Source organism: Stenotrophomonas sp. I18B00994 (assembly GCF_014145825.1).
In the GTDB taxonomy this organism is placed as follows: Bacteria; Pseudomonadota; Gammaproteobacteria; order Xanthomonadales; family Xanthomonadaceae; genus Stenotrophomonas; species Stenotrophomonas maltophilia.
Genome location: NZ_JACIUW010000023.1, coordinates 13,455 through 37,375, shown reverse-complemented (window position 1 = coordinate 37,375; position 23,921 = coordinate 13,455). Strand labels below are relative to the sequence as shown.

Annotated in this window: 24 protein-coding genes; 9 read left to right on the top strand and 15 right to left on the bottom strand. The window is 68.2% G+C overall.

Going from position 1 to position 23,921, the window contains the following annotated elements; translation table 11 throughout:
• Window positions 1-120 precede the first annotated feature (120 nt).
• From H4O10_RS19025 to H4O10_RS19010, 4 genes are read right to left on the bottom strand one after another with little or no spacing between them, the layout of a single operon-like run.
• Window positions 121-918, bottom strand: a complete 798-nt coding sequence (locus H4O10_RS19025) for an N-formylglutamate amidohydrolase (protein WP_049402841.1) — start codon at window positions 916-918, stop codon at window positions 121-123.
• A complete protein-coding gene (locus H4O10_RS19020; protein ID WP_005408165.1) occupies window positions 911-1,465 on the bottom strand; it encodes an NUDIX hydrolase in 555 nt (184 codons plus the stop codon). Before H4O10_RS19020 ends, H4O10_RS19025 begins: the two co-directional genes overlap by 8 nt.
• Window positions 1,462-2,397, bottom strand: a complete 936-nt coding sequence (locus H4O10_RS19015; protein ID WP_005408166.1) for a 5'-3' exonuclease H3TH domain-containing protein — start codon at window positions 2,395-2,397, stop codon at window positions 1,462-1,464. The genes H4O10_RS19020 and H4O10_RS19015 overlap by 4 nt, the downstream gene beginning before the upstream one ends.
• Window positions 2,394-2,975, bottom strand: coding sequence for a nitroreductase (locus tag H4O10_RS19010; RefSeq protein WP_005412319.1), 582 nt, complete (start codon window positions 2,973-2,975; stop codon window positions 2,394-2,396). Before H4O10_RS19010 ends, H4O10_RS19015 begins: the two co-directional genes overlap by 4 nt.
• A 331-nt stretch (window positions 2,976-3,306) precedes the next feature.
• On the opposite strand from H4O10_RS19010, the gene H4O10_RS19005 reads away from it, so the two are divergent.
• Both H4O10_RS19005 and H4O10_RS19000 read left to right on the top strand, forming a co-directional pair.
• On the top strand, window positions 3,307-5,628 hold the full coding sequence (locus H4O10_RS19005) for a DUF1631 domain-containing protein (protein WP_033834166.1): 2,322 nt from the start codon (window positions 3,307-3,309) through the stop codon (window positions 5,626-5,628).
• A 51-nt stretch (window positions 5,629-5,679) separates the two neighbouring features.
• The gene (locus tag H4O10_RS19000; RefSeq protein WP_033834165.1) at window positions 5,680-6,759 is read left to right on the top strand and encodes an NAD(P) transhydrogenase subunit alpha; all 1,080 of its coding nucleotides are present in this window, start codon (window positions 5,680-5,682) and stop codon (window positions 6,757-6,759) included.
• 121 nt (window positions 6,760-6,880) lie between these two features.
• Here H4O10_RS19000 and H4O10_RS18995 read toward each other — a convergent pair whose 3' ends face one another.
• The 3 genes from H4O10_RS18995 to H4O10_RS18985 are packed head-to-tail and all read right to left on the bottom strand — an operon-like array spanning window position 6,881 to window position 8,253.
• Window positions 6,881-7,342, bottom strand: coding sequence for a DUF3106 domain-containing protein (locus H4O10_RS18995; RefSeq protein WP_012479217.1), 462 nt, complete (start codon window positions 7,340-7,342; stop codon window positions 6,881-6,883).
• 3 nt (window positions 7,343-7,345) lie between these two features.
• Window positions 7,346-7,672, bottom strand: coding sequence for a hypothetical protein (locus H4O10_RS18990; protein ID WP_012479218.1), 327 nt, complete (start codon window positions 7,670-7,672; stop codon window positions 7,346-7,348).
• Window positions 7,669-8,253 (bottom strand): RNA polymerase sigma factor, encoded by a 585-nt coding sequence (locus tag H4O10_RS18985; protein ID WP_005408172.1) that lies wholly within the window; start codon window positions 8,251-8,253, stop codon window positions 7,669-7,671. Before H4O10_RS18985 ends, H4O10_RS18990 begins: the two co-directional genes overlap by 4 nt.
• Before the next feature lie 98 nt (window positions 8,254-8,351).
• On the opposite strand from H4O10_RS18985, the gene H4O10_RS18980 reads away from it, so the two are divergent.
• Together H4O10_RS18980 and H4O10_RS18975 are read left to right on the top strand one after the other, a co-directional pair.
• Window positions 8,352-8,672: an NAD(P) transhydrogenase subunit alpha gene (locus H4O10_RS18980; protein WP_033834162.1), complete on the top strand. Its 321-nt coding sequence runs from the start codon at window positions 8,352-8,354 to the stop codon at window positions 8,670-8,672.
• Complete coding sequence (locus tag H4O10_RS18975; protein WP_005408174.1) at window positions 8,669-10,129, top strand: NAD(P)(+) transhydrogenase (Re/Si-specific) subunit beta; 1,461 nt, start codon at window positions 8,669-8,671, stop codon at window positions 10,127-10,129. Before H4O10_RS18980 ends, H4O10_RS18975 begins: the two co-directional genes overlap by 4 nt.
• A 211-nt stretch (window positions 10,130-10,340) precedes the next feature.
• Here H4O10_RS18975 and H4O10_RS18970 read toward each other — a convergent pair whose 3' ends face one another.
• Entirely contained in the window at window positions 10,341-10,760 is a 420-nt protein-coding gene (locus H4O10_RS18970) for a hypothetical protein (RefSeq protein ID WP_033834160.1), read from the bottom strand.
• Between the two features lie 122 nt (window positions 10,761-10,882).
• Between H4O10_RS18970 and sufT the strand changes: the two genes are divergently transcribed.
• From sufT to H4O10_RS18955, 3 genes are all read left to right on the top strand, one after another.
• Window positions 10,883-11,434: a putative Fe-S cluster assembly protein SufT gene (gene sufT, locus H4O10_RS18965; RefSeq protein ID WP_012479222.1), complete on the top strand. Its 552-nt coding sequence runs from the start codon at window positions 10,883-10,885 to the stop codon at window positions 11,432-11,434.
• 59 nt (window positions 11,435-11,493) lie between these two features.
• Window positions 11,494-12,588, top strand: coding sequence for a branched-chain amino acid aminotransferase (locus H4O10_RS18960; RefSeq protein ID WP_033834158.1), 1,095 nt, complete (start codon window positions 11,494-11,496; stop codon window positions 12,586-12,588).
• Between the two features lie 451 nt (window positions 12,589-13,039).
• Window positions 13,040-14,782: a S8 family peptidase gene (locus H4O10_RS18955; protein WP_005408178.1), complete on the top strand. Its 1,743-nt coding sequence runs from the start codon at window positions 13,040-13,042 to the stop codon at window positions 14,780-14,782.
• A gap of 121 nt (window positions 14,783-14,903) precedes the next feature.
• Here H4O10_RS18955 and H4O10_RS18950 read toward each other — a convergent pair whose 3' ends face one another.
• From H4O10_RS18950 to wrbA, 3 genes are all read right to left on the bottom strand, one after another.
• Window positions 14,904-15,389: an asparaginase domain-containing protein gene (locus tag H4O10_RS18950; protein WP_010481766.1), complete on the bottom strand. Its 486-nt coding sequence runs from the start codon at window positions 15,387-15,389 to the stop codon at window positions 14,904-14,906.
• Between the two features lie 79 nt (window positions 15,390-15,468).
• Entirely contained in the window at window positions 15,469-15,804 is a 336-nt protein-coding gene (locus H4O10_RS18945) for a DUF2069 domain-containing protein (RefSeq protein WP_005408180.1), read from the bottom strand.
• Window positions 15,801-16,394, bottom strand: a complete 594-nt coding sequence (gene wrbA / locus H4O10_RS18940; RefSeq protein WP_005408181.1) for an NAD(P)H:quinone oxidoreductase — start codon at window positions 16,392-16,394, stop codon at window positions 15,801-15,803. The genes H4O10_RS18945 and wrbA overlap by 4 nt, the downstream gene beginning before the upstream one ends.
• Window positions 16,395-16,471: 77 nt before the next feature.
• Here wrbA and H4O10_RS18935 point away from each other — a divergent pair, with 77 nt between their 5' ends.
• Window positions 16,472-17,746, top strand: coding sequence for a YihY family inner membrane protein (locus H4O10_RS18935; protein ID WP_005408182.1), 1,275 nt, complete (start codon window positions 16,472-16,474; stop codon window positions 17,744-17,746).
• A complete protein-coding gene (locus H4O10_RS18930; protein ID WP_049453185.1) occupies window positions 17,743-18,312 on the top strand; it encodes a TlpA disulfide reductase family protein in 570 nt (189 codons plus the stop codon). The genes H4O10_RS18935 and H4O10_RS18930 overlap by 4 nt, the downstream gene beginning before the upstream one ends.
• A gap of 517 nt (window positions 18,313-18,829) precedes the next feature.
• On the opposite strand, the gene ppk2 is transcribed toward H4O10_RS18930, so the two are convergent.
• From ppk2 to hemA, 4 genes are all read right to left on the bottom strand, one after another.
• A complete protein-coding gene (gene ppk2 / locus H4O10_RS18925; protein WP_033833057.1) occupies window positions 18,830-19,612 on the bottom strand; it encodes a polyphosphate kinase 2 in 783 nt (260 codons plus the stop codon).
• A 218-nt stretch (window positions 19,613-19,830) separates the two neighbouring features.
• Window positions 19,831-21,543 (bottom strand): tetratricopeptide repeat protein, encoded by a 1,713-nt coding sequence (locus tag H4O10_RS18920; protein WP_049454311.1) that lies wholly within the window; start codon window positions 21,541-21,543, stop codon window positions 19,831-19,833.
• Between the two features lie 5 nt (window positions 21,544-21,548).
• On the bottom strand, window positions 21,549-22,631 hold the full coding sequence (gene prfA / locus H4O10_RS18915; RefSeq protein ID WP_024957328.1) for a peptide chain release factor 1: 1,083 nt from the start codon (window positions 22,629-22,631) through the stop codon (window positions 21,549-21,551).
• A complete protein-coding gene (gene hemA / locus H4O10_RS18910) occupies window positions 22,609-23,892 on the bottom strand; it encodes a glutamyl-tRNA reductase (RefSeq protein ID WP_005408187.1) in 1,284 nt (427 codons plus the stop codon). The genes prfA and hemA overlap by 23 nt, the downstream gene beginning before the upstream one ends.
• Between the last annotated feature and the right edge of the window lie 29 nt (window positions 23,893-23,921).

The window sequence follows — 23,921 nt, the reverse complement described above, 5'->3', positions numbered from 1 at the left end:
GTGGTGGATGTGCCACGCCTGCGGTAGTGCCGGCCGCTGGCCGGCAATGCAATGATCCAACTACCCTGAGGTTGCCGGCCAGCGGCCGGCACTACCGATCCGGAATGGATCCACGCGCGTTCAACCGAACGCCAGCAACTGCGGCTGCAATGCGCTGAAGATCCGCGCCAGCCGCTCCGCCCACGCCTGCTGCCCAGCCACATCGGCGATCAGGTCCTGGCGGATCTCCAGTTCCACGTGCACCAGCCCGCGGCCTTCGCCATGCACCGGCACCGCGTAGTCGCTGGTGCTGCTCACCGAATACGGTTCGTTGTCACCGACCACCAGGTCGCCTTCGTCGCGCAGTGCCTGCAGCAAGGCATGGGCGAAGCGCGTGTCCTGGTGGTACAGCACGCCGGCATGCCACGGTCGCTGCGCGCCGTTCATCGCCGGAGTGAAGCTGTGCATCATCACCAGCAGGGTGGGGCGGCCGGCATCTCGGCGCGCATCCAGTTCCGCGTCGATGCGCGCGTGGTAGGGCGCGTGGATCGCATCGATACGCTGCTGCCGCTGTGCCGCCGACAGCCCGGCATTGCCCGGCACCACGGTGTGGTCGCTCACCTCCGGAATCAGCGTCGGCGAGGCCAGCGGGCGGTTGCAGTCGATCAGCAGCCGCGAATAGGTCTGTTCGATGGCCCAGGCATCCAGCCGTTCGGACAGTGCGCGGGTGGTGCCGGCAATGCCGATGTCCCAGCCGATATGGCGGTCCAGTTCGGCCTGCGGCAAGCCCAGGCCTGCGAGGACACGCGGCACCTGCTGGCCGGCATGATCGGCCAGCAGCAGGTACGGCGAGGCGCCATGCGGCCGGTGGAGGGTGTAGATCGCTGGGTCGTCGGCGCCGAGCAGCGCCGGCAGCGCATGCAGGTCGGCGTCAGCCACGCGGGCGTCCGTCCAGGTGATGCTCGATCATCCACAGCCCGGCCCAGAGCTTGGCGTCCAGCTCGTAGCCTTCGCCCATCTTCTGCACCAGCCAGGCCGCTGCCTCACTGCGCGGAATCTCGTGCACGATGATGTCTTCGCTGTCGTCACCACCGCCCTCGCCAACGCGGCGCAGGCCGGTCGCGCGCACGAAGGCGATCTTCTCGCTGCTGGCGCCGGAAGAGGTCGGGCCGATCAGCAGCACTTCGGCGTGATCGGCGGTCCAGCCGGTTTCTTCTTCCAGTTCGCGCACGGCCGAGACTTCGATCGATTCGCCGGCGTGGATGTCCCCGACCAGGCCGGCCGGCATCTCGATGGTGGGTGCCTGCAGCGGCACGCGGAACTGCTCTACGAACAGCACCTTGTCCTCGGGGGTGACGGCGATGATGATCGCGGCCAGGCCACCGGCGTGGGTACGTTCGCTGTATTCCCAGGTGCCGCGCACCAGCATGCGCTGGTACTTGCCTTCATAGACGACACGCGGGGCTTCGGTGTTGCGCTGGCTCATGCGGGCTCGCTGTGGGTGGGAAGAATATCGGGCACGCCGGCGGCATCGAACAGCCGGCGGCGGGTCATCGGGCCGAAGCGCAGGGTCTGGCACAGGCCGCCGAGCAGCTCGGGATCGGCCGCCTGGCGCAGCAGGCCGGGCTGGCTGCCTTCCAGTGGCGCGTCCAGCGCGATGGTGGTCAGCTGGCGCCAGAGCTGGGCGTGCTCGCGCTGCTCGCGCAGGCGCACCGCCATCTGGGCGGCGCCGCGCAGGCGCAGGAAAGGCACTTCGTCCAGGCGTTCGTACAGTGCATCCATGCTGCCGAAATGGGCCAGCAGCACGGCGGCGGACTTGCTGCCGACGCCACTGATACCGGGAATGTTGTCCACCGCATCGCCGCACAGCGCCAGGTAGTCGGCAATCTGGTGCGCGTGCACGCCGTGCCGCGCCTTCACTCCGGCCACGTTCCAGCGCTGGTTGCGTGCGTAGTCCCACTGCTCGTCGTGATCCAGCAGCAGCTGCGACAGGTCCTTGTCGGCGGAGATGATCACGCCGCGGTGGCTGCCACGATGCACATGCAGGGCGCTTCCGATCAGGTCGTCAGCCTCGTACTCGTGGTGCGCCAGCACCGCCAGGCCCAACGCCGCGCACAGCGCCTTGCAGTGCACGAACTGGCGCTTGAGCGCCTCCGGCGCCGGGTCGCGGTTGGCCTTGTAGGCGGGGTACAGGCGGTGGCGGAAGCCACTGTCCAGCGCTTCGTCGAAGGCGATGGCGATGTGACGCGGGCGTTCGCGCTCGAGCAGGTCCAGCAGGAAGCGGGCGAAGCCGTGCACGGCGTTGGTCGGCCAGCCCTGCGCGTCCTGGAACTGGTCGGGCAGGGAATGCCACGCGCGGAACACATAGATGCTGGCGTCGACCAGGTACAGCGACGGCGGTGGTACCGGCAGGGTCATGCCGGAGGCGTCCAGTCGCGCAGCAGGGTGGCAGGGTCCGGACGCTCGCGCTCTGGCACGGCGGCCTTCGGCGTGCCGATATGGATGAAACCGGCGATGCCTTCGCCCTCGGCCAGGCCCAGGTAGGCGTGCACGGCGGGGTCGAAGGCCATCCAGGCGGTCAGCCACTGCGCGCCGAAGCCCAGCGCCTGTGCGGCCTGCAGCAGGGCGAAGCAGACGCAGCCGGCGGTCATCAGCTGCTCCTGTTCGGGGACCTTCGGGTCCGGGCGCGGGCTGGCCACCACCACGATCACCAGTGGCGCATGGCTGAAACGCTGGCGATCCTTCTCGAACACGGCCTCGCCCGCATGCGGGTCGCGTTGGCGGCTGCGCTCGGCCAGGAAGTCGCCCAGAGTGTGACGTGCATCGCCAGCGATCTTCAGGAAGCGGAACGGTACGCGCTTGCCGTGATCGGGCACGCGCACTGCCGAAGCCAGCATCCGCTGCAGGGTGGCCGGGTCCGGGCCGGGCTCGGCCAGTTGCCGCGAAGGCACTGAGCGGCGGGCATCCAGGGCGAGCAGGGCGGCGGGATCGGGCATGGAGTCTGAACCGGTCATCACGAAGGTTTGATTATAGTCGGGGTGGTCAAAGACACCGTCTGTGTCGCGTCTGGCCTTTGAATACCAAACTGTGATGAACGTCATGCCACTGGCGGGAAACGGGCGGCCGCTTCCCCTCGCCTCGCAGGCCTTGCACGGCTTACGATATCTACCTTGCCGGGCCGCCGGTCATGAGGTTTGAAGTGAGGACTGTTTCACTGTCCGTGACGGGCTGGCCGGCCTACCATCGACGTACCGGTACATGGGGTGTGCCGGTTGTCGCGATGTCCACGTTGTCTGTCGTACCAGAGAAGGTGGGGAGCCTTCCCGAATGATGAGCGCGCCCACACCGATGGGATCGCCGGGCCGTGACCCGGCCCAGCTCCAGCGTGCCCGGGACATGGTCCTGCCCGCGCTGTGCCAGGCCTTTGGCGCGGCACTGGCGCGCTTCGACGATGCCCTGTTCGACCGGGCCGGCAATGCCGGTTCGTCGCAGCTGCTGTTCCTGGATGCGATGCGCGAACTGCGCCGCCGCCGCGAGGACATTGCCGGTGCCTTCTCTGGCCACCTGCAGCGGGCCTGGGATGCGCTGGCCAGTGGTGAGCCCATGTCGGCCGAATCGACGCTGTCCGGCCCAGCCGAGGATGGCTTGAGCCTGCTGGCCGAGCACGTGCTGGAGTCGCGGCTGGCGGTGCGCAATTTCGCTACGGTGCTGCTGCGTGACTTCAAGCCGGTGCTGGCGCGGCTCGACCGTCGCCTGGGCCGTCTGGTCGGTGGCGCCGAACTGGATGCCGACCATAATCCCATCAGCCCCGAACACCTGGGCGTGGCCATCCACGAAGCCTTTGCCGGCTGTGAACTGGCCCCGGAAGTGCACCTGGTGCTGATCAAGCTGTGCGAGCGTGACCTGCGCGCGCCGGTGGGTCGCATCTACGAGAAGCTGGACGAGCAACTGGCCGCGGCCGGGGTGATGTCGCAGATGGGGGCGCCGCGGCGTCCACCGTCGGCCGCGCCCGACCCGCGCATGGCCTCGGGCCTGGATGACCTGGTGGAGCAGCGCCCGGGCTCGGGCCTGGACGGCGAATTCGGTGATGACGAGCAGGCCGCGCCGGCCTGGGCGCAGCGCTTTGCCGCACGCTGGTCCGAGCGGCGTGGCCACATGCAGCAGCACCTGGGCGCCGAAGGCAGCGGCACCGCCGAGGCCCATGCGGGCCAGCAGGGCATGCTGCTGGAGGCGCTGCACGAACTGCTGCAGCAGACCCGCCACGTGCGCGAGGACGCGACGTCGGCCGCACAGGTGGCGATCGGCCAGCAGCGTCCGCTCAGCCAGCGCGAGATGATGTCGGTGCTGTCGCTGCTGCAGGCCACGCCCAGTGCGACCCTGCGTGCAGCGATCGGCGAGGACGGCGAATCACTCGCGCAGCGGTTGAAGAGCGAAGTGCTGTCCAGCGCCACCCGTCTCGGTGTCGACCCGGGCCAGACCCGGCTGGACCCGCAGGACGAGGATGCGATCGACCTGGTGGGCATGCTGTTCGACGTGATGCTGGACGAGCGCGAACTGGAAGGCCGCTCCCGCGAGTTGATCGGCCGCCTGGTGGTGCCGTTCGTCAAGGTCGCCATGCTCGACCGCCGCATGTTCGTGCAGAAGACCCATCCGGCGCGCAAGCTGCTCAACTCGCTGGCCGAGGCCTGCGAAGGCAACACCGGCGAAAGCCAGGCCGAGCGCATGCTGATGGCCAAGGTCGAGGAGATCATCGAGCGCCTGGTCGCCGAGTTCAACGAGAACCTGGCGATCTTCCTGACCCTGGAAGAAGAATTCCGCGAGTTCCTCGTGCAGCATCGTCGCCGCGTGGAAATCGCCGAGCGTCGCGCCGCCGAAACGCAGCGTGGCCAGGAAAAGCTGGAAATGGCCCGTACCCGTGCCGGTGCCGAGCTGGACCGCCGCATTGGTGATGCCACCCTGCCGCCGGCCATCGCTGAATTCCTGCGCCAGCCATGGCAGCACCACCTGACCCTGGCGCTGCTGCGCGAGGGCGAGGAGGGCGCATCGGTGGCCGAAGCGCTGAGCCTGGGCGACGGGCTGCTGGAGGAAGTTGCCGAGGCCCGCCGCCAGATCGTCGGCAAGCCGTGGCTGCAGGCCTGGCAGCCGGTGCTGGCCAAGGTGTTCGCCAGCGTGGGCGTGCATGGCGACGCCGCCACCGGCGCCATCGATGCCCTGCATGACACCCTGCAGGGCATTGCCGAATCGCGGCCGGAACTGCAACGCGCGCTGCCGGAACTGCCGCAGGTGGCACTACCGGCCCCGCCGGTGGCCGAATCGCCGGCGGTCGAGCTGGGCGGGCAGATCGATGCCGATGATTTCGACAATGCCGACGCCGATCGCTTCCGTCGCATGGAGATCGGCAACTGGCTGGACTTCGTCGACAAGGACGGCAAGGTGCAGGCCGGCAAGCTGTCCTGGGTCAGCCCGATTTCCTCGCGACTGCTGTTCGTCAACCGTCGCGGCGTGCGCTTCTGCGTGGCCTCGCCGGAGGAACTGGCGGTGATGGTGCGGCTGGGACGTCTGCGCGCCCATGTGGATGACGGTGCGTTCGACAGCGCGATGCAGGGTGTGATCGATCGGCTGGACCCGGGCAGCGCCACGCTGCACTGAGTGGAGCCGCCTGCTAGGATCGGGAAAACTCACCGATCAGCGGGGACCTGCATGGCCGTGGCGTTGCTGGGGATCAAGGAGACCGCGCCGGGCGAACGGCGCGTGGCGCTGACGCCGGAAACCGCGCGCAAGCTCGGCGCCCTCGGCATTACCGTCTGGTACGAGGCCGGTGCCGGTCTGGCCGCAGGTTTCACCGATGCAGCCTATGACGATGCCGGTGCCCGCGCATTCGACGCCGGCCGCTGGGCCGAAATCGACATCCTGTTGTGCGTGCAGGCGCCGCCGGCGGCGGTGCTTGAACAGCTCAAGCCGGGTGCCACCGTGGTTGGCCTGTTGACCCCGGCCAGTGATCCGGGCCTGACGGCACTGGCTGCCGATGACCGCCTGCACCTGTTCCCGCTGCAGCAGCTGCCGCGCACCACCCGTGCGCAGGCGATGGACGTGCTCAGTTCGCAGGCCGGCATGGCCGGTTACAAGGCCGCGCTGATCGCCGCCGAACGCGCACCACGGTTCTTCCCGATGTTGACCACCGCTGCCGGCACCGTGCGTCCGGCCAAGGTGCTGGTGATCGGTGCCGGCGTGGCGGGGCTGCAGGCCATTGCCACTGCCCGGCGTCTCGGTGCACAGGTGGAAGGTTTCGACGTGCGTCCGGAAACCCGCGAGCAGATCCAGTCGCTGGGCGCGCGCTTCCTCGACCTGGGGGTGAGCGCGGCGGGCGAAGGCGGGTACGCGCGCGCGTTGACCGATGAAGAGCGTGCCGAGCAGCAGCGCCGCCTGGCCGACCACCTGCGCAGCGTGGATGTGGTGATCTGCACCGCAGCGGTACCGGGGCGACCGGCGCCGACGATCGTGACTGCCGCGATGGTGGAAGGCATGGCCACCGGCAGCGTGATCGTGGACCTGGCTGCCGAGAGCGGCGGCAACTGCGCACTGACCCAACCGGGGCAGTGCATCGAGCATCAGGGCGTGACCATCGACGGCCCGCTGGGCCTGGCCAGCCGGGGCGCGACCCAGGCCAGCGAGATGTATGCGCGCAACCTGCTCAACTTCGTCGCGCTGTTCGTGCGCGAGGGGCAGCTGGCGTTCGACTGGGACGACGAGCTGCTGGCGAAGACACGCTGGCAGGCATGAACGACATGGGGTCAGATCCCTTTGCCTCTGGCAAAGGGATCTGACCCTGGTTCCCGGAATCTGCCAGGGGGCGGATCCCTTTGCCTCAGCAAAGGGCTCTGACCCCGTTCCCCGCGGCGTTTCAGCGCGGCTTCGCCGGCGGTGGGTTGTCGCGCACCCAGTCCTTGCGTTGTTCCGGCGTCATCTGCGACCAGCGCTCGCGCAGTGCATCGCGCTGCGCGGGCGGCAGTTCCCGCATCTGGCCGAACAGGGCCCGGGCCTGCTCACGCTGTTCCGGGCTCATGTGCTCGAAGCGGCGCAGGCCACGGCGGGCCTTGTCGCGCTCCTCCGGGCTCATCGTCTGCCAGCGCTGGCCATGCGAGAGCATGCGCTGGCGCTGGCCGGCATCGGCGCTGTTCCAGCGGTCGCGCAGTGGCGCCAGCAGCGATTCCCGCTGCGCTTCGCTCAACTGTTCCCAGGCCGGCAGCGGCGTGGCCGGCGCAGGGCGTGCCGCAGGGGCGGGGGCGGCGCTCTGCGCCAGCGCCGGGAGGGCCGGCAGCAGCAACAGGGTCATCAGCAGGGGCAGGGTGTGCAGTCGGGACATGATTCACTCCATCGCCAGGTCGGTATCGCCCAGCCACAGGTACAGATCGGGATTTTCGTCGTAGAGCGCGCTGTTGTCTTCCACCGAGGCCAGCACAGGTGCCGGCGCGGGGCCCGTCAGCGTGCCATGGCCAGTGAACTGCAGGCCGATACCCAGCGCCACCACCAGTGAACAGGCGCTGGCCAGCCACCAGCGCAGGCGCCCGTGCCGGGTCGCGCTGGCGCCGTGTCGGGCCTGGCGCAGGCGTGCCAGTGTGGCCGGCGACAGCGCGTGCAGCGACTGCGCGTGCAGGCTGCGCAGGGTGTCATCGGAAGGCAGGGAGCGGTTCACGGGTGGATCTCCAGGTAGTCCTGCAGCGCCTGCCGGGCGCGTGCCAGATGGGTTTTTACCGCGCCTTCGCTGCAGCCCATGGCGCGGGCGGTGGTGGCCCCGTCCAGGTCCTGCAGCACGCGCAGGGTGAAGGCCTCGCGCTGGCGGGCGGGCAGGCGGCGCAACGCGTCCACCAGCTGCTGGTACTGCTGGCGCTGTTCGTGCGCCTGTGCCGGGTCCGGGCCGGGATCGGCCCAGTCGATCTCGCCGCCTTCCGCGTCCTGGTTGTCGCGCCAGAACGGCAGGCGGAAGCGGCGCCGGCGCTGCACGTCGATCACGCGCCGGCGCAGGATGCTCCAGAACAGCGGCGCCCATTCGGCTGCCGGCTTGTCGGCGTAGTCCAGCATGCGCAGCAGCGCGTCCTGCACCGCGTCCATGGCGTCTTCGCGCTGGCGCAGGCCGGCCTCGGCGAAGCGGAACGCACGCGGGCCAACACTGGCCAGGAACGCTTCCAGCGATGCCGGCAGGGCATCGGTCTCGGCGCTCGGGGGGACGGGGCTGCTCACCAGCACAGGGTACGGTTCCTCGCTCGGGGTCACCATCGACAACGCGTGAGCGCCGCTTCGGTTGACGCCGGGTGCACGCCGGGTTCAGCCCATGGTTATGATGGGCCGACGAAGACAGAGCGGGAGCGTTGCCAGTGAGTGACGGGTTCGTAGCGCTGTACATCTTCATGCTGGCCGCCATCGCCGGCCACGTGATCATTTCGCGGGTGCCGGTAATCCTGCATACCCCGCTGATGTCGGGCTCCAATTTCATCCACGGCATCGTGCTGATCGGCGCGATGGTGGTGCTGGGGCACGCACAGACACCGTTGGAGAAGGCCCTGGGCTTCCTCGCCGTGGTGCTGGGTGCCGGCAATGCCGCCGGTGGCTACGTGGTCACCGCGCGCATGCTGGAAATGTTCAAGCCGAGCGCGCCCAAGGCCGGCAAGGACGAGCCGAAGGAGCCGCAGGCTTGAACATCAGCACCGTCGAACTGCTCGACTGGCTGGTCAAGGCCAGCTACCTCGTCGCCGCCACGCTGTTCCTGCTGGGCCTGCAGCGCATGGCCTCGCCACTGACCGCGCGCAGCGGCATCCGCTGGGCCGGGCTGGGCATGCTGCTGGCCACGGCGGCCACTTTCTTGCTTCCCGAACTGCACAACGTGCCGCTGATCCTGGTGGCGCTGCTGCTGGGCGCGGGCCTGGCCTGGTGGTCGGCCGGCAAGGTTGCCATCACCGACATGCCGCAGATGGTGGCGCTGTACAACGGCATGGGCGGTGGATCGGCGGCGGCGATCGGCGCGGTGGAGCTGCTGCGCTACGCCTTCCTTGCCAACCGCGATACCAGCCACTGGAGCGCACAGGCGCTGGCCGATCTGGCCGCGCGCCAGCCGTCGGGCACGGTGCTGCTGCTGGCGGTGGTCGGCGCAGCGATCGGCGCGGTGTCGCTGTCCGGCTCGGTGATCGCCTGGGCCAAGCTGGATGGACGCCTGGACAAGCGCGTGACCTGGCCGGGCCAGCAGGTGATGAACCTGCTCGTGGCGCTGGCGGTGGTGGTACTGGCGATCATCGCCGCCAGCACGCTCAGCACTTGGGCGATCGTTGCCTTCTTCGTACTTGCGCTGGCGCTGGGCGTGCTGATGACGCTGCCGATCGGTGGCGCCGACATGCCGGTGGTGATCTCGCTGTACAACGCGTTCACCGGCCTGGCGGTGTCGTTCGAAGGTTACGTGCTGGGCAACGAAGCATTGATCATCGCCGGCATGATGGTCGGCGCGGCGGGCATCCTGCTGACCCGGCTGATGGCCAAGGCGATGAACCGGCCGATCCGCAACGTGCTGTTCTCCAACTTCGGCGGTGGTGCTGGTGGCGAAGCGCAGGCGATCAGCGGCTCGCAGAAGCCGATCGAAGCGGCTGACGTCGCCGCGATGATGGCCTTCGCCGAGCGCGTGGTGATCGTGCCCGGCTACGGCATGGCCGTGGCGCAGGCGCAGCACAAGATATGGGAACTGGCGCAGCGGCTGGGCCAGCGCGGGGTCAAGGTGAAGTTCGCGATCCACCCGGTGGCGGGGCGCATGCCGGGGCACATGAACGTGCTGCTGGCCGAAGCGGGCGTGCCCTACGACCTGATCGCGGACATGGACGACATCAACCCGGAGTTCGCCAACACCGACGTGGTGCTGGTGATCGGCGCCAACGACGTGGTCAATCCGGTCGCACGAACCGATCCGGCCAGCCCGATCTACGGCATGCCTGTGCTGGACGTGGTCAATGCGCGCAACGTGGTGGTGATCAAGCGCGGCAAGGGCACGGGCTTCGCGGGCATCGAGAATGCGCTGTTCTACGCCGACAACACCCGCATGCTGTATGGCGACGGTGCCGAAGCGGCAGCCTCGCTGGTCAGCGAGTTGAAGGCGCTCGACGGCGGGCATTGAGGACCGGGGGCGGATCCCTTTCCGCAGGAATGGGCTCTGACCCCTTTGCCGGCCAGCGGCCGGCACTACCGCATGCGCGTGTGGCCGCTGCATCGGGTAGGTGCGGGCCCTGGTCCGCACGCGTTTGCCGGCCAGCGGCCGGCACTACCATCCCATCCACGCATCCGTGGATCTACCTGCATGTCCCCGGCGGGCGTGGCAACCGGCGCGCTCAGCGCGCCAGCCAGGCGCCTACGGCCACGGCCACGGCCAGCCACAGCCACTCCACCGCGCCATTGGCCAGGGTGATCAGGGTCCAGGCCAGGCGCGGGCCCATCCGCATCGTGGCGTCCCACAGGTCCAGCCCGATCGAGCCGCCCATCCAGGCGCTGGCGATGGTCCAGTTGGCCACGGCGGCCACCAGCAGGGTGCCCACCACGACCAGCACGATGCGCAGCCGGCCCGGGCCGAGCGTACCCATGCGCAGCATGAACACCAGTTCCAGGGCGGTCAGTACCGCCATCCAGCCGACCTGCCGGCCGGTCATCAGCGCCAGCACCATCCAGGCAAGGGGAGCAACAACCAGGCCCAGCAGCAGCATGATGGGCCAAAGCCAGGTCACGGTCCTGGCACGCGCGGCATTGGAGGACATCGAAGCTCCCTGAAGATCACCCACAGGATACTGTGGTTTGCGGCGGTGCACCGGCGGTGCCGGAGCGGCTGGGCTAGAATGCCGTCTTGCGTGGCCCCGGCCACGGCCCCATATCGGTCCCCATGTATTCCCGTAGCAGCGAACCTGTCCACTTCGAGCGCGATTGCGAGGCCGTGATGGTCCCGCAGGGCGATACCGTGACCCTGCCCGCCGGCAGCTATGGGTACATCACCCAGGCGCTGGGCGGCAGTTATTCGGTGTTCGTCGAGGGCAACCTGTTCCGCATCGCCGGCAAGGACGGCGACGCCATCGGCAAGGAGGCACCGGCACCGCTGGAACTGCCGGCCGACGCCACTGATGAACAGGTGGAACAGCTGGTGTGGCAGCAGCTGCGCACCTGCTTCGACCCGGAAATTCCGGTGAACATCGTCGAACTGGGCCTGGTCTACGAGGTCGAGATCAAGCACCTGGACGAAGGCCAGCGCGAGATCGACGTGAAGATGACCCTGACCGCACCGGGCTGTGGGATGGGCGACATCCTGGTCGACGACGTGCGCAGCAAGCTTGAAATGATCCCGACGGTGGCCGAGGCCGACGTCGACCTGGTGTTCGACCCGCCGTGGAACCAGCACATGATGTCCGAGGCGGCCCGGCTCGAGACCGGCATGCTTTGACCCAGGGCCCGCAGTGACGCGGGCCCGGCACTACCCGCAACCAGAACAGGAATCCTCCGGTGTCCCAGTCCATCCCCAGCTTCGCCGTTACCCGTTCGGACCACCCGCGCAGCGCTGAAGAGCGCGCCAAGATCCTGGAGAAGCCGGGCTTCGGCCTGCACTTCACCGATCACATGGTGGAAGTGCGCTGGGACAAGGATGCCGGCTGGCACAACGCCAACGTGCGTGCCTACGGCCCGTTGCAGCTGGATCCGGCCGCGGCGGTGCTGCACTACGGCCAGGAAATCTTCGAAGGCATCAAGGCCTACCGCCATGCCGATGGCTCGATCTGGACTTTCCGTCCGGATGCCAACGGCCGTCGCCTGCAGCGTTCGGCGCAGCGCCTGGCGCTGCCGGAACTGCCGGTGGAGATCTTCGTCGAATCGCTGAAGCAGCTGATCGCGGTCGACAGTGACTGGGTGCCGTCGGCCGATGAGTCCAGCCTGTACTTCCGTCCGTTCATGATCGGCGACGAAGCCTTCCTCGGCGTGCGCGGCGCGCACAAGGCCGGCTACTACGTCATCGCCAGCCCGGCCGGCCCGTACTTCGCCAAGGGCGTTGCCCCGGTGTCGATCTGGCTGTCCACCGAATACGCGCGTGCGGCCAAGGGCGGCACCGGTGCCGCCAAGTGCGGTGGCAACTATGCGGCGTCGCTGCTGCCGCAGCAGAAGGCGCAGGCGCAGGGCTGCTCGCAGGTGCTGTTCCTCGACCCGGTCGAAGGCAAGTACCTGGAAGAACTGGGTGGCATGAACGTGTTCCTGGTCTACAGGGACGGCACGCTGGTGACCCCGGAACTGTCGGGCAGCATCCTCGAGGGCATCACCCGCGAGAGCATCCTGCAGCTGGCCCGCGACCGCGGCATGAAGGTCGAAGAGCGCAAGGTCAGCATCGACGAGTGGAAGCAGGGCGTGGCCTCCGGCGAGATCGCCGAAGTGTTCGCCTGCGGCACCGCCGCGGTGGTCACCCCGATCGGCCAGCTGAAGGGCGAGGGCTTCTCGGTGGGCGACATCAACGCCCCGGCCGGCGAAGTGACCATGTCGCTGCGCAAGGAACTGACCGACATCCAGTACGGCCGCTTGCCGGACCGCCACAACTGGCTGGTCAAGCTGGGCTGATCGCCCACGCTGAACTGTAGCGTCTAGCCACGCTCGACTGCGCTTCCGGAAAGCCCGTCCCCCGTGACGGGCTTTCTGCGTTATCGGCCTGGGGTCAGATCCCTTTTCCATGGGAAAAGGGATCTGACCCCGAATCAGCGAACGCCGATGTCGGCATAGTCATTCCGGGACACGTGACGGCCCAGTCAGGTCTGTGCAGGACACGAGAAAGTTCCTTCACCTTCACAAACCCTCGACCCGAAAAGTCTCAGAACGAACATTTCATCTTGCTGAAAAGACGCTGAAAATCTTGTGGTGTCCGGTTTCGGCCATTAGCGTCATGTGCACGGCGGATCGTTAGGGGGATCCGCTGACTCACCGGACTTCGAACCTCGCCAATGCAAGCCAGCCCAGGGTTCGGGCCGGTGCTTCTGCCGATTCCGGCATTCACACCACAAGAAAGGGAAATACGATGTCCCAGGTAACGCAACCGCGTGTGCGTCGAGTGTGGGTGGTCCTTGGTGCGTCCGTTCTGTCATCGCTGCTGCTGGCCACGCCTGCGCTGGCCGGTGATGTCCAGCTCAGCGGCCTGCAGTCCGCGCCGACGCACCAGCGCTTCATCGTCAAGTACCGCGACGGCAGCGCCGCCGTGGCCAACACTACTGCGCTGGCTTCGTCGCTGAAGACGGCCGCCGCCGGCCTGGCCAGCAGCCAGGGCCGCGCGCTGGGCCTGCAGCAGGTCCGCAAGCTGGCCGTCGGCCCGACCCTGGTCAAGACCGACCGTCCGCTCGACCAGGCCGAATCCGAACTGCTGATGCGCAAGCTGGCCGCCGACCCGAACGTGGAATACGTCGAAGTCGACCAGATCATGCGCGCGACGCTGACCCCGAACGACACCCGCTTCAGCGAGCAATGGGGCTTCGGCACCTCAAATGCCGGCATCAACATCCGGCCGGCCTGGGACAAGGCCACCGGCACCGGCGTGGTGGTGGCCGTGATCGATACCGGCATCACCAACCATGCCGATCTCAACGCCAACATCCTGCCGGGCTATGACTTCATCAGCGACGCCGCGATGGCGCGTGATGGCGGCGGCCGCGACAACAATCCGAACGACGAAGGCGACTGGTACGGCGCCAACGAGTGTGGCTCGGGCATCCCGGCCTCCAACTCCAGCTGGCACGGCACCCACGTTGCCGGCACCGTGGCGGCGGTGACCAACAACAGTACCGGCGTGGCAGGTACCGCGTTCAATGCCAAGGTCGTGCCGGTGCGCGTGCTCGGCAAGTGCGGCGGCTACACCTCCGACATCGCCGATGCGATCGTGTGGGCGTCCGGTGGCACCGTCAGCGGCGTACCGGCCAACGCCAATCCGGCCGAAGTCATCAACCTCTCGCTGGGCGGCGGTGGCAGCTGCTCGACCACCTACCAGAACGCGATCAACGGCGCGGTCGGCCGTGGCACCACCGTGGTGGTCGCCGCCGGCAACAGCAACACCAACGTGTCCTCGTCGGTGCCGGCCAACTGCCCGAACGTGATCGCGGTGGCGGCGACCACCTCGGCCGGTGCACGTGCCAGCTTCTCCAACTACGGTACCGGCATCGACATCTCGGCACCGGGCCAGAGCATCCTGTCCACCCTCAACACCGGCACCACCACGCCGGGCAGCGCGACCTACGCGTCGTACAACGGCACCTCGATGGCGGCGCCGCACGTGGCCGGCGTGGTCGCGCTGATGCAGTCGGTCGCTCCGAGCCCGCTGAGCCCGGCGCAGGTCGAGAGCATCATCAAGAGCACGGCACGTCCGCTGCCGGGCGCCTGCTCGGGTGGTTGCGGCGCCGGCATCATCGACGCCAATGCCGCCGTGGCCGCGGCGATCAACGGTGGCGGCAACCCGAACCCGGGTGGCAACGTGCTGCAGAACAACGTGCCGGTGACCGGCCTGGGCGCTGCGACCGGTGCCGAGCTGAACTACACCGTCGCGGTTCCGGCCGGCAGCACCCAGCTGCGCGTCGCGATCAGTGGCGGCAGCGGTGATGCCGACCTGTATGTGCGCCAGGGCAGTGCCCCGACCGATACCACCTACACCTGCCGTCCGTACCTGAGCGGCAACAGCGAGACCTGCACCATCAACAGTCCTGCCGCTGGCACCTGGTATGTGCGGGTGAAGGCCTACAGCACCTTCTCGGGCCTGACCCTCAACGCCCAGTACTGAGCCCAAGCCCCTCTCCATGGGCACGCCCCGGCTCAGGCCGGGGCGTTTTCTCTTTAAGCAGGTGCCGGCTTTGCAGGGGCAGCGCTTTGGTGGGTGCCGACCTTGGTCGGCACGCTGTTCCTCAGACCGACTCGAAGCGGTTCGCGGCCACGTTCTTGCGCACGTGCTGCGGATCGAAGATACGACCGTTCATGGCGATGTATACGCCGCTCGGCAGCGACTGCACCGCACCGATCGCGCAGCCGATGTTGAACTCCGCATCCGACCCACGGAACCGCGCCGGGCTGAGCGCGCCGGTCATCACGATGGTCTTGTCCGGGATCGTCGCCAGCACCTTGCCGGTCTGCACCATCGAGTCGGTGCCGTGGGTCACCAGCACGTGGCGGGTCGGCTGCGCGGCGATGGTGGCGCGGATCAGTTCGCGGTCTTCATCGTTGATGTGCAGCGAATCCTTGCGCAGGATCGGAATCACGTTGAAGCGGAACGTCACGCCCAGCTCGCGCAGGATCATGCCGATCTGGGGGTCGCCGATCTGGTAGTCCGACTTGTCGTCGAAGTAGATCTTGTCGATCGTGCCACCGGTGGTGACGACCAGGAGCTCTTCCATCATGTGCATGCGCGAAACCAGGACAGGTACAGCGGCGCGGGGCCAGGGACACAGATGATACGGCCCGGCGGGCGCAGCGTCAGCGTCGCTTGCCGAAGCGGGCGCGCAGCCCCGGCAGGCTGGCGCTGAAGATCACCAGCAAGGCCAGGGCGATTTCGATCAGCGCCAGCCAGCGCGTCTCCGGGTGGCTCCAGGCGCTCATCACGCCGTGGCTGAACCAGCCCAGCGCCAGCACCGAGGCCCAGAACCCGGCCTTGCGCCAGCCCAGGCGCAGCGCAAAGGCCAGCGCCAGCGGCGGCGCGGTGAACACCAGCTGGGTGGCCAGCCAGTGCTTGTCATTGATGAACCAGCCGGCGAACAGCGCGGCCAGCCCCATCAGGGCCAGCAGCAGGACCGTGCGCGGCGGGCGGCTCATCGGGCCAACCGCTGCGCGATGTCGGCCACCCGGCGGCCCAGCGCGCGGGCCAGCACGGCCTCGTCGTCGGTCGGCTGCGGGTCATCGGCGGCACCGGCCACGTGGCTGGCGCCATAGGGCGTGCCGCCGCTGGTGGTGTGGCTCAACGCCGGTTCGGTGAACGGGATGCCGACGATCACGCAGCCATGGTGCAGCAGCGGCACCTGCATCGACAGCAGGGTCGATTCCTGCCCGCCGTGCATCGAGGCGGTGGAGGTGAACACGCCGGCCGGCTTGCCGGACAGGGTGCCATTGACCCATTCGGCGCCCAGTCCATCCAGGAAGTGCTTGACCGGGGCTGCCATGTTGCCGAAGCGGGTCGGGCTGCCGAGCAGCAGGCCCTGGCATTCCACCAGGTCCTGCACGCTCACATAGGGGGCGCCGTCGTCGGGTACCGGCGGCTGCGCGGTCTGGGTCACGGCGGCCACTGGCGGCACCGTGCGCAGGCGCGCGCTCATGCCCGGCACTTCGCCAATGCCCCGCGCGATCTGGCGCGCCAGCCGTGCCACCGAACCGCCCCGGCTGTAGTACAGCACCAGAATCTCGCCCATCGTGCCCGCTTCTCCTCGTCGTGTGGTCGCCAGTATGGCTATCCTGCCAGCATTCCGCATCGGGTACCCTTCCACCGATGGAACCTTTGGATACGCTCAACCTGTGGATGGAGCGCGCGCGGGATCGCGCACGGGCCATCAGTTTCGGCCGCTTCCTGTGGCATCGCTTCCTCGACGACCGCCTGTTCCAGGCAGCGGCGGCGCTGGCCTACACCACGGTGTTCGCGCTGGTACCGCTGGCGATCGTGGTGTTCGGCGTGCTGTCGGCCTTCCCCGTCTTCGACCGCTGGAGCGACCAGCTCAGCGATTACGTCTTCTCCAACTTCGTGCCCAATGCCGCGCGCGCGGCCGAGGGCTACCTGCGGCAGTTCTCGGCCAGTGCCGGTCAGCTCACCGCCGCCGGCTTCATCGCGCTGGTGGTGTCGCTGCTGATCACGCTCAACAGTGTTGAAGAAACCTTCAACCAGATCTGGCGGGTCGGCTCGACCCGGCCCAAGCTGACCCGCTTCCTGGTCTACTGGACTGTACTGACGCTGGGCGCGATGCTCGCGGCGGCTTCGCTGGCGGTGTCGGCGCGGGTGTTCGCGATGCCGCTGTTCGGCACCCAGGAGGGCCGCTGGCTGGCCGAACTGGCACTGCGGCTGGCGCCGATCCTGATCGAGTTCGTCTGCATCACGCTGATGTTCCGGGTGGTGCCGCACCACACGGTGAAGTGGCGGCATGCAGTGCCTGGCGCCATTCTGGCCGCGGTGATCCTGGAGCTGGTGAAGTGGGGTATCGGCGCCTACCTGGGCAGCTTCCAGTCCTACCAGAAGCTGTATGGCACGGTGGCCTTCGTGCCGATCCTGCTGCTGTGGATCTACCTGTGCTGGGTGGCGGTGCTGCTGGGCGCATCGTTGTCTTCGTCGATGGCGGCCTTCCGCTACCAGCCGGTGGAACTGCGCCTGCCGCAGGGCTACGAGTTCTATGGCCTGCTGCGCCTGCTCGGCCGCTTCCACCACGCCCGTGCCAAGGGCAAGGGCCTGGCCGACGATGAAATCCTGCGGCTGGAGCCGATGCTGACCGATTCGCTGCTGCAGGACCTGGCCTGCAACCTGCAGGAGATCGGCCTGCTGCGCCGCGATGAACGCGGCGAATGGCTGCTCTCGCGCGACCTGGACCAGGTCAGCCTTGCCGATCTTTACGAATGTACCCAGTTGCGCATTCCGGTAGCCGAGCAGCATCTGCCGTATCGCGACGACAGCCTGGGCCGTGCCGCATTGGCGGCGCTGGATGATCTGCGACTGCCCCTGCGTGAACGCCTGAAGCGCAAGGTCAGCGATATCTATACCGACTCTGGAGACATGCCATGACCCGCAAGACCCCGTTGCTGCTCCCGCTGGCCCTGCTGCTGGCACTGTCGGCCTGCAAGCCGGCCCAGGAGCCGACGCCGGCCAGCAGCCAACCGCCGGCGCAGGCACCGACGCCGACCGCACCGGCACCGGTCGAGGAAACCCCGGCCGAGCGCACCACCGCCGAGTTCCCGACGCTGAAGATGAAGGCGGTGGATGGCAGCGACTACGACCTGGCCGCGCGCCGCGGCAAGTGGGTGGTGGTGAACTTCTGGGCGACCTGGTGTGCCCCGTGCCGCAAGGAGATGCCGGAGTTGTCGGCGCTGCATGCGATGCGCAGCAACATCGAAGTGGTCGGCCTGGCCTATGAGGACATCGAAGTGCCGGAAATGCAGTCGTTCCTGACCAAGCATCCGGTCACCTATCCGATCGTGATCGTGGACCCGTTCGATCCGCCGGCCGATTTCGCCACGCCGCGCGGCCTGCCGCTGACGCACCTGCTGGATCCACAGGGCAAGCTGGCGCACACCTTCCTCGGCCCGGTGACGGCCGCCGACATCGAAAAGCAGATCGCTGCTGCCAAGTAATGGGGTTGGGCGGCAGGGCCTGCGGCCCTGCACCCGCCGAAACATTCAAGCAACGGCAACAGCAACAGCCAAAGTGCGATTTCCGTGTTGTGGCGGGGCGGTGTCGGAGTGCGGGGACGCCGCAAGTACGTCCATGTAGGCTTGGCAGCCGCATCCATGCGGCTGACACCCCGCACTCCGACACCGCCCCGCCTCTGACAGATTTCTCATGTCTGGTAGATCCACGCCATGCGTGGATGATTCTCCAGACAAATCGAATATTTCGACAATCGAATGAGGAGCATCCACGCATGGTGTGGATCAACGACAGATCGCGAGAATCTGTCGAAGGCGGGGTGGGTCCGGGTGCGGGGGCGTGAGCCGCATGGATGCGGCGACCGAGCTTACATGGACGTACTTGCAGCGCCCCCCGCACCCGGACCCGCCCCGCCATCCCTCAGGAAGCCCGCCGTTGCTGTTGCTGTTGCCGTTGCTCTGGCCCCTGCAGGTGCAGGGCCGCAGGCCCTGCCGACCCACCCTAATCCTCGACCGGGAAGTCCTCGATCGGCTTCAGCACATCGTAGTGCTCGCGATGCAGCTTGCCCTTCAGCTTCGGCAGCTCCGGCAACGGCGCATCCACGCGCGTGTCCGGCAGCCGGTCCAGCAGGTTGCGCACCAGCGTCAGCCGGCCCAGCCGCTGGTCGTTGAAATCCACCAACGTCCACGGTGCCGCCTCCCGATGCGTCGCGCGCAGCATCGCCTCGCGGGCCTCGGTGTACGCGCTGTACTTGCTGCGGGATTTCAGGTCCACCGGGGAGAGCTTCCAGCCCTTCAGCGGATCGAGATGGCGCTCGGCGAAGCGCTTCTCCTGCTGCTCCTGGTCCACGCACAGCCAGTACTTGAACAGCAGGATGCCGTCGTCCACCAGCAGCTCTTCGAACACTGGCGCCTGGCGCAGGAACTGCTGGTACTCGGTCTCGCTGCAGTAGCCCATCACCCGTTCGACGCCTGCGCGGTTGTACCAGCTGCGGTCCATCAGCACGATCTCGCCGGCGGCGGGCAAGTGCGAGGCGTAGCGCTGGAAGTACCACTGCGTGGCTTCGCGGTCGGTGGGCTTGGGCAGCGCGACCACCCGGCACTGGCGCGGGTTGAGGTGCTGGCTGATGGCCTGGATCGCGCCGCCTTTACCTGCGGTATCACGGCCTTCGAACAGCACCAGCAGGCGCTGTCCGCTGTGCTGCACCCAGCGCGCCATGGCGGTCAGTTCCAGCTGCAGCGGCAGCAGCAGTTCGTCGTAGTCCTTGCGCTTGAGCTTGGCCATCGTCACACCACGCGGGGAGGAAGCCCGAGCGTAGCGCAGGGGCTGCCCAGGCGATGTCGACGCCGGGTAGAGTCGACGGTCAGTCGACTATCGCGCGCAGCGCGGGGTTTTCGGCTTCCTGCCGAGGGCAGTCGACCAGCAGTCGACTCTACCCAGTCGACGTCATCCAATGGACGTTACCCAGTCGACGTCATCCAATCGACATTACCCAGCCGACATTACCCAGTCGGTTCGGTTGTTCCCAGCCAGCCGTGTTCGCGCGCCAGCTGCTGCACCAACGTCGACAGATCGCGGGCAAACCCGTCCATGTCGAACAGCCCGCTGCGCTCGCGCGCCTGTGCCAGTTCAGCGCGCAACGCCGCCAGTGCTGCAGGGTCGTTGCCCAGCGTGCTGGCGGTGGTGATGAACGCCGCATCGTCGGCGACATTCATCCGTGCCATTCCCAGATGGTGGTTGAGGCTGCCGGCCACGCGCGCGGCGAAGGTGTCACCCGGGCAGGTCAGCACCGGGCAGCCGGCCCATAGTGCGTCGGACGCGGTGGTGTGCGCGTTGTACGGATGCGTGTCGAGGAACAGGTCGGCCAGCGGGTAACGGGCCAGGTACTGCGGATGCGGCAGCTTGGCCATGAACACCAGGCGCGCCGGGTCCAGGCCGGCAGCCTGCGCGGCAGTGCGCAGGCGGGCGTCGGCCTGGCCCGGTCCGGACAGCAGCCACAGTACGCTGCCGGGCACTGCCTGCAGCACTGCGAAGGCACGGCCCATGCTGCGCGGGTTGAGCTTGTAGCTGTTGTTGAAACAGCAGAACACCACGCCCTGCGCGGGCAGGCCGCAGTCCGCACGGGTCGGCGCAGGCTCCAGCACGCGCGTATTGTCTGACGGCTGGAAGGCTCGTGGCAGGCGCAGCACGCGTTCGCTGTAGCACGGCTCCAGTGCCGGCGGCAGGGCGAAGGCATCGCCGACCAGCGCGTCCATCCACGGCGCCCCCGACGTGCCCGGATAGGCCAGCCAGTTCAATTGCAGCGGGGCAGGGCGCATCGCCAACACTTCCGGCGTGCCGCCACCGCCCCAGCCGCGCAGGTCGAACAGCAGGTCGATGCCCTGTGCGCGGATGCGTGCGGCGGTATCGGTGTGTCGCAGGCCAGCCACATCATGCAGCTGCGCCGCTGCCTGCAGGCGCTGGCGAATGCGGCTGCCGTCGTCGCGGTTCAGTGCGAACAGATGCAGTTGCAGTGCGGGGTCGCGACGCAGCTGCTCGAACAGCGCCACGGTCAGCAATCCGGTCGGATGTGCGCCGAACCCATTGGAGAGGAAGCCGACGCGCAGCGGGCCGTGCGGGCACACCGTTGCCGGCGGCAATGGCCGCACCGAGGCAGCCACGGCCAGCGCACGGGTGTGCGCGCAGGCCAACTGTTCGGCAGCGCTGGCGTCCTCGCTGAGGAAGGCGAACGGCTCGACCACGCCCTGGCCGCTGGCAACGGCGGCGCGCACCTGTGCCGCCAGCGTGTCCAGGTCCTGCCAATCGCACAGGCGACGCTGCCAGGCCAGGCGCTGGGCGGCGATGTACGGCTCGGCCGGCATCAGCCCATGCGCGCGTCGATAGGCCGCCGACGCGCCTTCGGCATCATCGGCATCTTCCAGTGCATGGCCCAGCCACAGCGCAATGCCGGGATGCTGCGGTGCCAATGCCGAGGCCTGGCCGAGCAGCTTGGCCGCATCGCCATGTGCACCGGCCATCCACGCCACGCGGCCCAGCCGTGCCAGCGCTTCGGGGTGATTCGGGCGCAGCTGCAGCGCACGTCGCGCGGCCTGTTCGCCGGCAGCGATGTCGCCGGCTTCCAGTTCCACGTCGGCCAGCATCACCCAGGCGACGAAGTCGTCGGGCTGGCGGGCGATCGCTTGCTGCAGTTGCTGTCGCTGCTGCCAGGCCGACATCGTGCTCAGCCTGCCGACAGCTGGGCCAGGGCGTCGACCTGGTGTTCGTGGCTGAGCCGCTGCAGCAGCGGATCGAGGTCGCCGGCCAGGATGTTGGGCAGGTCGTACAGGGTCAGACCCTCCACGCGGTGATCGGTGATGCGCCCCTGCGGGAAGTTGTAGGTGCGGATGCGCTGGCTGCGATCACCACTGCCGACCTGCAGGCGCCTCGACTCGGCCTGGGCCGCGTCCTGGCGTTGGCGCTCGGCGTCGAGCAGCTGCGCTTTCAGGCGCTTCATCGCCTTGTCGCGGTTGGCGTGCTGGCTGCGTTCGGTCTGGCATTCCACCACCACGCCGGTCGGTACGTGGGTGATGCGGATCGCCGACTCGGTCTTGTTGACGTGCTGGCCACCGGCGCCGGAGGAGCGGAACGTATCCACCTTCAGGTCGGCCGGGTTGATGACGATGTCATCGACTTCGTCGGCCTCCGGGATGATCGCCACGGTGGCCGCCGAGGTATGGATGCGGCCCTGCGATTCGGTGGCCGGCACGCGCTGCACTCGGTGCGTGCCCGATTCGAACTTCAGGCGCGAGAACGCACCACGGCCGACCACCCGTGCCACCACTTCCTTGTAGCCACCGTGCTCGCCGGGATTGTCCGATTCGATCTCGACCTTCCAGCCCTGGCGCTCGGCATAGCGGGCGTACATGCGGAACAGGTCGCCGGCAAAGATCGCCGCTTCATCGCCGCCGGTACCCGCGCGCACTTCCAGGAACAGGTTGCCTTCGTCGCGCGGGTCGCGCGGTACCAGCAGCAACGCCAGCTCCTGCTCCAGTTCCAGCAGGCGCGCCTGCGCGGCGGCGATTTCCTCGTCGGCCAGCTCGCGCAGGTCGGGGTCGGCGCGCATGCCTTCGGCGGCGGCCAGATCGGCCTTGGCACGTGCTTCATCGGCCAGTGCAGTGGCAACCGGTTCAAGTTGGGCGAATTCGCGCGAAAGGTCGCGGAAACGGGTGTTGTCGGCGACCACGTCGGGTTCGGCGAGCAGGCGTTCCAGTTCTTCGCGGCGCTCGGCCAGCGCTTCCAGCTTACGGCGCAGGGTCGGCGTCATCGGGTCTCACGGGTGGGTGGCGGTAACCCGGCGTAGCCGGGAACAGGCGCTCGGCGGCGCGGGTCAGGTCGGCATCGCCGCTCAGTGCGGCAGCGCGCAGGGCAGCGGTAGGAGGATGCAGCAATCGATTGGTCAGGCCGTGGGCCAGCAGTTCCAGCACTTCGTCGGCCGGCTTGCCGTTGGCCAGCTGCTGGCGCGCGCGTTCCAGCAGTTCAGTGCGGGTGGCCTCGCCGAACGCACGCAGCTGTCGTAGCGGCGCCTGGTGGGCGCTGGCCTGCTGGGTCTCGATAAAACGCGATACCTGAAGGTCGATGATCGCCTCGGCCTCGGCGGCCGCCTCGCGGCGTCCGCGGCGGTTGTCTTCCACCGCGCGCTCCAGGTCGTCGACGGTGTAGAGGAAGGCGTCGTTGAGCGTGCCGACCTCCGCCTCGATGTCACGCGGCACGGCCAGGTCGAACAGCAGCATCGGCTTGTGCCGGCGCGCGCGCAGGGCCTTGGCCACCATCTCGCGGTGGATCACCGGTTCGCGCGCAGCGGTGGCCGAGAACACCACGTCGGCCTCGCCCAGGTGGCGGTCCAGTTCGGTCAGCGGCAGGGCTACGCCACCATGGCGGCTGGCGAGTTCCTGCGCGTGGGCGAGGGTGCGGTTGGCGATCAGCAGCCGGCGTACCTTGCCTTCGCTCAGGTGCCGTGCAGCCAGTTCGATGGTCTCGCCGGCACCGACCAGCAGCACGGTGGAATCGTCCAGCCGCGCGAACGCGTTCTGCGCCAGGCGCACCGCCGCCGACGCCACCGATACCGGGTTGGCGCCGACCTGGGTATCGGTGCGCGCACGCTTGGCCACCGAGAAGGTCTGCTGGAACAGGCGGTCCAGGCGCTGGCCGAGCAGGCCGTGGTCACGCGCGGTCGACCATGCGTCCTTCACCTGGCCGAGGATCTGCGGTTCGCCCAGCACCATCGAGTCCAGGCCGGTGGCGACCCGGAACAGGTGGCGTACGGCTTCTGCATCGGCATGCTGGTACAGGTAGCCCTGCAGGTCGCCGGCCTGGGCCTGCAGCCACTGGTCCAGTGCCTGTGCCGAATCGGCCACGGCATACAGCTCGGTGCGGTTGCAGGTGGACAGCAGCACCGCCTCGGCGATCTGCGGAGTGTCGCGCAGCGAACCGAGCGCGCGCGGCAACGCCTCACCGGCGAAGGCCGCGCGCTCGCGCAGCTCCACCGGTGCGGTCTGGTGATTCAGTCCGAGCACCCACAGGGTCATTGTTCAGTTGCTTGCGATAAGCTGCTGGC

What these genes read in the sequence shown, in the direction of transcription:
- H4O10_RS19015 (WP_005408166.1), bottom strand. Translation starts at nt 2,397, where the DNA reads ATGACCCTGCCGGTACCACCGCCGTCGCTGTACCTGGTCGACGCCAGC.
- H4O10_RS18955 (WP_005408178.1), top strand. Translation starts at nt 13,040, where the DNA reads ATGTCCCAGGTAACGCAACCGCGTGTGCGTCGAGTGTGGGTGGTCCTT.
- H4O10_RS19005 (WP_033834166.1), top strand. Translation starts at nt 3,307, where the DNA reads ATGATGAGCGCGCCCACACCGATGGGATCGCCGGGCCGTGACCCGGCC.
- ppk2 (WP_033833057.1), bottom strand. Translation starts at nt 19,612, where the DNA reads ATGGCCAAGCTCAAGCGCAAGGACTACGACGAACTGCTGCTGCCGCTG.
- wrbA (WP_005408181.1), bottom strand. Translation starts at nt 16,394, where the DNA reads ATGGGCGAGATTCTGGTGCTGTACTACAGCCGGGGCGGTTCGGTGGCA.
- H4O10_RS18950 (WP_010481766.1), bottom strand. Translation starts at nt 15,389, where the DNA reads ATGGAAGAGCTCCTGGTCGTCACCACCGGTGGCACGATCGACAAGATC.
- prfA (WP_024957328.1), bottom strand. Translation starts at nt 22,631, where the DNA reads ATGACGCCGACCCTGCGCCGTAAGCTGGAAGCGCTGGCCGAGCGCCGC.
- H4O10_RS18945 (WP_005408180.1), bottom strand. Translation starts at nt 15,804, where the DNA reads ATGAGCCGCCCGCCGCGCACGGTCCTGCTGCTGGCCCTGATGGGGCTG.
- H4O10_RS19010 (WP_005412319.1), bottom strand. Translation starts at nt 2,975, where the DNA reads ATGCCCGATCCCGCCGCCCTGCTCGCCCTGGATGCCCGCCGCTCAGTG.
- H4O10_RS19000 (WP_033834165.1), top strand. Translation starts at nt 5,680, where the DNA reads ATGGCCGTGGCGTTGCTGGGGATCAAGGAGACCGCGCCGGGCGAACGG.
- H4O10_RS18985 (WP_005408172.1), bottom strand. Translation starts at nt 8,253, where the DNA reads ATGGTGACCCCGAGCGAGGAACCGTACCCTGTGCTGGTGAGCAGCCCC.
- H4O10_RS18970 (WP_033834160.1), bottom strand. Translation starts at nt 10,760, where the DNA reads ATGTCCTCCAATGCCGCGCGTGCCAGGACCGTGACCTGGCTTTGGCCC.
- H4O10_RS18920 (WP_049454311.1), bottom strand. Translation starts at nt 21,543, where the DNA reads ATGTCGGCCTGGCAGCAGCGACAGCAACTGCAGCAAGCGATCGCCCGC.
- H4O10_RS18930 (WP_049453185.1), top strand. Translation starts at nt 17,743, where the DNA reads ATGACCCGCAAGACCCCGTTGCTGCTCCCGCTGGCCCTGCTGCTGGCA.
- H4O10_RS18935 (WP_005408182.1), top strand. Translation starts at nt 16,472, where the DNA reads ATGGAACCTTTGGATACGCTCAACCTGTGGATGGAGCGCGCGCGGGAT.
- H4O10_RS19020 (WP_005408165.1), bottom strand. Translation starts at nt 1,465, where the DNA reads ATGAGCCAGCGCAACACCGAAGCCCCGCGTGTCGTCTATGAAGGCAAG.
- H4O10_RS18995 (WP_012479217.1), bottom strand. Translation starts at nt 7,342, where the DNA reads ATGTCCCGACTGCACACCCTGCCCCTGCTGATGACCCTGTTGCTGCTG.
- hemA (WP_005408187.1), bottom strand. Translation starts at nt 23,892, where the DNA reads ATGACCCTGTGGGTGCTCGGACTGAATCACCAGACCGCACCGGTGGAG.
- sufT (WP_012479222.1), top strand. Translation starts at nt 10,883, where the DNA reads ATGTATTCCCGTAGCAGCGAACCTGTCCACTTCGAGCGCGATTGCGAG.